Annotated in this window: 6 protein-coding genes; 3 read left to right on the top strand and 3 right to left on the bottom strand. The window is 75.2% G+C overall.

What is annotated here, in order from left to right; all coding sequences use genetic code 11:
* The coding region (locus KSNIM_RS20085) for a PleD family two-component system response regulator (RefSeq protein WP_263104589.1) at nucleotides 1–917 on the top strand (917 nt) is incomplete at its 5' end.
* A gap of 7 nt (nucleotides 918–924) precedes the next feature.
* Here the strand turns inward: KSNIM_RS20085 and KSNIM_RS20080 are convergent.
* Nucleotides 925–1503, bottom strand: coding sequence for a DUF4396 domain-containing protein (locus KSNIM_RS20080; protein WP_263104588.1), 579 nt, complete (start codon nucleotides 1501–1503; stop codon nucleotides 925–927).
* A gap of 90 nt (nucleotides 1504–1593) precedes the next feature.
* Entirely contained in the window at nucleotides 1594–3252 is a 1659-nt protein-coding gene (locus tag KSNIM_RS20075) for a long-chain fatty acid--CoA ligase (RefSeq protein ID WP_263104587.1), read from the bottom strand.
* 188 nt (nucleotides 3253–3440) lie between these two features.
* Between KSNIM_RS20075 and KSNIM_RS20070 the strand changes: the two genes are divergently transcribed.
* Entirely contained in the window at nucleotides 3441–4199 is a 759-nt protein-coding gene (locus KSNIM_RS20070; protein ID WP_263104586.1) for a group II truncated hemoglobin, read from the top strand.
* Nucleotides 4200–4219: 20 nt separating this feature from the next.
* Here the strand turns inward: KSNIM_RS20070 and KSNIM_RS20065 are convergent, their stop codons facing one another.
* The gene (locus tag KSNIM_RS20065) at nucleotides 4220–5125 is read right to left on the bottom strand and encodes a DUF1906 domain-containing protein (protein WP_263104585.1); all 906 of its coding nucleotides are present in this window, start codon (nucleotides 5123–5125) and stop codon (nucleotides 4220–4222) included.
* A 141-nt stretch (nucleotides 5126–5266) separates the two neighbouring features.
* On the opposite strand from KSNIM_RS20065, the gene KSNIM_RS20060 reads away from it, so the two are divergent.
* Complete coding sequence (locus KSNIM_RS20060; RefSeq protein ID WP_263104584.1) at nucleotides 5267–6361, top strand: EamA family transporter; 1095 nt, start codon at nucleotides 5267–5269, stop codon at nucleotides 6359–6361.
* Nucleotides 6362–6417: the final 56 nt, after the last annotated feature.

The raw sequence follows: 6417 nt of genomic DNA, 5'->3' as shown, positions 1-6417 counted from the left end.
CCGCCGCGAACGGCCACCGGTCCGGTGCCCCCGAGCTGCCCGCGCTGCCCGCGCCGGCCCGGCCCGCGGAGCCCGCCACGACGGAACCCCGGACGCCTCCTCGGCCGCTGTCCGAGCTGGCCCCGGCCGGGGCGGCGCCCGCGCCCGCCGACGAGCCGACCGTGCTGGTGCCGGCGGTCGACGGCGGTCCGCGGCGACTGCTGGTGTGGCCCGAGCCGGACGCCTCCACCAAGCAGGCTCTGCAGGACCGCGGCTACCGGCCGGTGATCGTGCGCTCCCGGGAGGAGGTCGACGCACAGGTGTCGGGCTTCCCGGCCGCGCTGTTCGTCGACCCGCTGACCGGGCCGATCACCCGTACCGCGCTGGAGTCGCTGCGCACCGCCGCACTGAACCGGCGGGTGCCGGTGCTGGTCACCGCCGGGCTCGGGCAGGCCGCCCGGGACGCGGCGTACGGCGCCGACCCGGCGGTGCTGCTGCGGGCGCTGGCTCCGCGGGACAGCGAGAACCACGCTCCGCGAGTGCTGCTGGTCGAGGCCGACCCGGACGTCGCCGGGGCGATGATCGCCAGCCTGGAGCGGCGCGGCATGCACGTCGAGCACGCCCCGGACGAGAACGAGGCGGTGGCCCGGGCCAGCAGCGTCCAGCCGAACCTGGTGGTGATGGACCTGCTGCGGATCGAGCGCCGCCAGCTGGGTCTGCTGGACTGGCTGCGCGCCAACGACCGGCTGCACCGCACGCCGCTGGTCGTCTACACCTCGGACGGCCTGGACCGGGAGGCCCTGCCGCGGCTGCGGACGGGCGAGGCGGTGCTGTTCCTCGCCGAGCGGTCGACGACCGAGGACGTGCAGTCCCGGATCGTCGACCTGCTCGGCCGGATCGGCTCGCTCTCCGAGGCCGGTACGGTCACCGGCGGCTGACGCCCGCTCAGTGGTGGGCGTGGGCCGCGGCGTGGCCGCGCCCGCGGGAGATCAGCCACCGGTTGACCGGCACGGTCAGGGCGAAGGCGATCGCCAACGAGAGCAGCAGGGACGCCCAGAACAGCGGCCTGCCGAGTCCGGCGTCCATGGCGCCGGGCACAGTGACCATGACGGTGTTGTCGATCAGTTCCATGACCAGGATCGACACGGTGTCGGCGGCGAGCGCGACCTTCAAGGCCGCGCCGAGCGGCAGGCCGGCCCGGCGCACGCCGTGCATGGTGAGGGCGTAGCCGAGGACGAAGGCCAGCGCGACCGAGAGTGCGACGGTGGCGCCGTTGTGCAGGCCGAGGGCGGTGCCGACGACCATGCCGAGGATCTCGCCGGCGGCGCAGCCGGTGAGGCAGTGCAGGGTGGCCCGGACGGCGGTGGGCCAGCCGGAGCCGTGACCGGCGGGGTGGTGCGCGTGCCCGTGGTCGTGTCCGGGCGCGTGGTCGTGTTCGGGCGCTTGGCCGTGCCCGGGTGCGTGGGCGTGTTCGGGGTGCTGGTGGGTGTGGTGCTCGGCGGGGTGGTGCGGGTGATGCTCCATGGTGCGGGCTCCTCTCCCCTCGCGGGTTCCGCCAGGCAGAACGCGATACCCCCCTAGGGTATTCCGCGCGGCGGGAGAGGAGCCCGTCCGTCACTCCTTGCCGAGCAGCGTGACCGCGAGGCGGTCGGCGGCGTAGTCGGCCCGGATCACCTTCTTGTCGAACTTGCCGACCGAGGTCTTCGGGACGGCCTCGACGATCGACCAGCGCTCCGGCAGCTGCCAGGAGGCCACCCGCTCGGCCAGGAAGGCCCGCAGCTCGCGCAGGTCGGCGGTGGCGCCGGGGCGCAGGACGACGGTGGCCAGCGGCCGCTCGCCCCACTTCTCGTCCGGTACGGCGACCACGGCGGCCTCGGCGACCTGCGGGTGGGCCATCAGGTGGTTCTCCAGCTCGACCGAGGAGATCCACTCGCCACCGGACTTGATGACGTCCTTGGCGCGGTCGGTGAGGGTGAGGTAGCCGTCCGCGGTGATGGTGCCGACGTCACCGGTGCGCAGCCAGCCGTCCTCGCTGAACTTGTCCTCGGGACGCTCGGGGTCGCGGCCGGCGCCGCCGAAGTAGGCGCCGGCGATCCACGGGCCGCGGACCTCCAGCTCGCCGGCGGCCCGGCCGTCGTGCGGCATCCGCTCGCCGCCGGGGCCGATCAGCCGGGCCTCGACGGAGGCCGGGAAGAGGCCCTGGGTGAGCCGGTAGGGCCACTCCTCCTCGGCGGTGAGGCCGCCCGGCGGCAGCGAGAAGGTGCCGAGCGGGGAGGTCTCGGTCATGCCCCAGGCGTGCACCACGTTGATGCCGTGGCGGTCCTCGAAGGCCCTCATCAGGGCGGGCGGGCAGGCGGAGCCGCCGATGACCACCATGCGCAGGCTGGAGGTGTCGTAGGAGCCGGCGTCGAGCTCGTCGAGCAGGCCGGTCCAGATGGTCGGGACGGCGGCGCTGACGGTGGGCCGCACCCGGTCGATCATCTCGGCGAGCGGCTTGGGCTGCAGGTGGCGGTCGGGCATCAGCAGGTTCGCGCCGGACATGAAGGAGGTGTGCGGCACGCCCCAGGCGTTCACGTGGAACATCGGCACCACGGGCAGGACGGTGTCCCGGGAGGTGAGGCCGAAGCTGTCGGCGGCCATCACCTGCAGGCAGTGCAGGTAGACCGAGCGGTGGCTGTAGACGACGCCCTTGGGGTCGCCGGTGGTGCCGGAGGTGTAGCAGAGCGCGGCGGCCTGCTGCTCGTCCAGCTCGGGCCACGGGAAGTCGGTCGGGCGGCCGGCGATCAGGTCCTCGTACTCGTGGACGGTGCCGGCGAAGCCGTCGAGCAGCGAGCGGTCGCCCTCGCCGCTGACCACGATGTGCTCGAGGGTGTCGGCGAGCTGTCCGAGCACGCCGGCGAGCAGCGGCAGCACGCTGCCGTTGACGACGACCACGTGGTCGGCGGCGTGGTTGACGATGTAGGCCAGCTGCTGGGCGGGCAGCCGCAGGTTGAGGGTGTGCAGCACGGCGCCCATCGACGGCACCGCGAGATAGGCCTCCAGGTGCTCCGCGTTGTTCCACATCAGGGTGGCCACCCGCTGGTCGCCGGTGACGCCGAGCTCGTCGCGCAGGGCGTGGGCGAGCTGCGCGGCGCGGGCGCCGACCTCGGCGTAGCTGCGGACCACCGGGCCGGTGCCGTCCCAGGTGGTCACGGTGGAGCGGCCGTGGACGGTCGACCCGTGCGCCAGGATCCGGGCGACGGTGAGCGGTACGTCCTGCATGGTGCTGAACACGCGGGTCCTCCTTGACCGGTGGTGGGTCTCGCGGTCGCCTACTCGCAGGTAGTCACCGCTGACGTGCCGATTCTTTCCCCGGCCGGGGCCCGGTGTCAGCATCCGTGGCGGAGTTGAGACCAGGGTCTCCGGGGCCGGCCGGGCGCGGCGGGGTTGCCCCCGTGGGCCGGTCGCGCTTCAGTCGTGCCATGACCGTCGAGTACATCCGGTACCGGCTCGCCGGGCCGCAGCACCGCGCCGCGTTCGAAGCCGCCTGCCGCCGGGCAGTGGCGGGCCTCGGCGGGGCCGGGGAGTGCGTCGACTACGCGCTGGAGCGCTCGGCCGGCGATCCGGACGGCTACGGACTGCGGATCCGCTGGACCTCCGAGGAGGGACGCCGGGCGTTCTGGGAGAGCCGGGAGGGCGGGGCCCTGCTCGACGCGCTCGCGCCGTACGCCGAGCCGGCCGGACTGTCGGTGCAGGAGGTCACGCCGGTGGCCGGGCGCGGCGGGTCGACGCCGACGCTCTACGCCTGGGCGGGCGGCGCGCCTGCGCTGGAGCGGCTGTTCACCCGGTTCTACGAGCGGGTGGACGAGGACGAGCTGCTCGCCCCGGTCTTCGCCGGCAAGGACCCGGCGCACGCGCAGCACGTCGCGGCCTGGCTGGGTGAGGTGTTCGGCGGCCCGCCGCGGTACAGCACGGAGCACGGCGGGCACCGGCACATGGCCTCCCGGCACCTCGGCCGGGGGATCACCGAGGAGCAGCGCCGCCAGTGGATCGCCCTGCTGACCGACACCGCGGACGAGGTCGGGCTGCCGGACGACCCGGAGTTCCGCGCGGTGCTGGCGCACTACCTGGAGTGGGGCACCCGGATGGCGCTGCTCTACTCCGGGCCGAACCCGCCGCCGCTGCCCCAGGCCCCGATGCCGCGCTGGGACTGGGGCATCACCCCGCCGTACCGCGGCTGAGCGCGCCGGGCGGCCCGGGCTCAGCCGACCGGGGCGTCGAGTTCGTCGCGGTCGATGGTCAGGCCGTTGCCGCCGTAGGACTCCTGGACGTTGCCGCGGTGCTGGTGGATCCGGCCGTGGTCGGTCCACAGGTCGGGGTTGAGGGCGCCGGCCCCGTCGGTGGTGTTGGCGTGGTCGTCCCATCGGGCGTACCAGACGGCGTCCGGCAGCGGGGAGCTGCCGGCCCGGGCCGCGGCGGCCAGGTCCGCGATGCCGGAGTCGGCGGAGGAGTAGAAGCCGGCGAGGTGCCCGGCGGCGTGCAGGGCCTGCGTCCAGCCGACGGCGAAGTCGGTCACGGCCTGGCTGCAGCGGCTGTCGCCGCGCGGGTAGGCCTCGATGTCCAGGTAGACCGGGCTGCCGTCGCCGAAGCCCAGGGACCGCATCGCCGTGACGGCCTCGGCCGCCTCCTGCTGGCCCTGGGCCACCGCGTTCGCCGGGTCGATGTGGCGGGGCTTGCCGCCGTTGGTGCTGCACGGCGCCTGCAGGCCGACGTGGGTGGGGACGAAGCGCCAGCCCATCTCCCGGGACTGCGCCACCCAGTCGGCGGTCAGCCGGGACTGGGTGCAGCCGCGTTGCGAGCCGCTCACGTAGATGCCCACCGCGCCGTACGGGGAGTCGTCCCACCAGGTCTGCATGGTGGCGAGCGGCGGCGCGGTGCAGGCGTCGAAGCCGGGGCCCTGGTACAGCTCGCCCGCGGGCAGCCGGACGCCGGAGGCGGGATCGGCGGCCGGGTCGGCGAGCACGGTGCGGGTGAGCCGCGGCGCGGCCGGGAGGGGTGCGGCGGAGGCCGCCGGGGCGGGCGCGGCCGAGGCTGCGGGGACGCCGGCGGTGCCGAGGAGCAGGACGGAGGTGGCCGCGGCCAGCGCGGCGGTTCCCAAGGAGCGCACGCCCCAGTCGTACTGACGGATCGTCGGACTCCCGGGTCAGGCGCGCGCCGCACTGCCGCCGATTCACCCGACCGGTGGGCCCGTCCCGCATAGTGGTAACGGGTTTGCGGCCAGGTGAGTCCTTACGTCAGACTCGGCGGCATGTCCGCTGCCCACACCTTCGAGCCGCTCCGCACGGCTCCCACCGGCGACGCCGTCGCCGACGCCTTCGCCATGCCGCCCTCCCCCAAGGGCGAGCCCGCCGGCGAGCGTGGTGGTTGGCGACGACGCGGCCCCGCCGCCGCTGCACCCCCGGACGGGGGCACGGGCACCAGCCGTTCCGAACGGCACCGGCCACCGGCCGGCCGTCCCGGACGGACCACCACCCCGCAGCGGCGCCTGGGATCGATCCCGGCGCCGCTGCTGTGTGTGGCGGCCATGGTCACCTGCCAGCTCGGCATCGCCTCCTCCAAGTCGCTCTTCGGCGTGCTGGGCGTCGGCGGGGCCACCTTCCTGCGGCTGACCGTGGCCGCGGTGGTCCTGCTCGCCGTCACCCGGCCGCGGCTGCGCGGCCGCAGCCGGCGCGACCTGGCCTCGGCCGTCCTGCTCGGGCTGGCCTCCGCCGGAATGACCCTGCTGTTCGCGGGCGCCACCGACCGGCTGCCGATGGGCACCGCCTCGACCATCGAGTTCCTCGGCCCGCTGGCCGTCGCCATCGCCCTCTCCCGCCGGGCGAGCCACCTGCTGTGGGCGCTGCTCGCGGCCGGCGGCGTGGTGCTGCTCACCCTGCTCGGCGAGGGCGACGGCGGCGCGGCCCTCGACCCGGTCGGCCTCGGCTACGCCTTCGGCGCGGCCGCCTGCTACGCCGGGTACATCCTGTTCACCGACAAGGTGGGCGCGGTGTTCAAGGGCTTCGAGGGGCTGGCCGTCTCCTTCACGGTCGCCGCCCTGGCCGTCGCCCCCTTCGGCGCGGCCCCGGCCTGGCACGGCCTCGCCGCCGCCCCGTCGCCGGCCCTGGTGCTGCTCGCGGTCGGCGGGGTGGCGCTGCTCTTCCCGGTGGTGCCGTACGCACTGGAGATGACCGCTCTGCGGCGGATGCCGCAGCGGGTGTTCAGCGTGCTGGTGAGCCTGGACCCGGCGGTCAGCGCCCTGGTCGGGCTGGTCGTACTGGGGCAGCTGCTCGGCGGGGTGCAGCTGGCCGGCATCGGCTGCGTGGTCGCGGCCAGCGTGGGGGCCACGCTGACGGCACGGCGCTGACGGCACGGCGCTGACGGATCAACGGGCGGGCGGGCGGTGCCGTGGTCGGCACCGCC

The sequence above is a fragment of the Kitasatospora sp. DSM 101779 genome (genome assembly GCF_025655475.1).
In the GTDB taxonomy this organism is placed as follows: Bacteria; Actinomycetota; Actinomycetes; order Streptomycetales; family Streptomycetaceae; genus Kitasatospora.
This window is presented reverse-complemented; position numbering and strand designations above follow the sequence as displayed.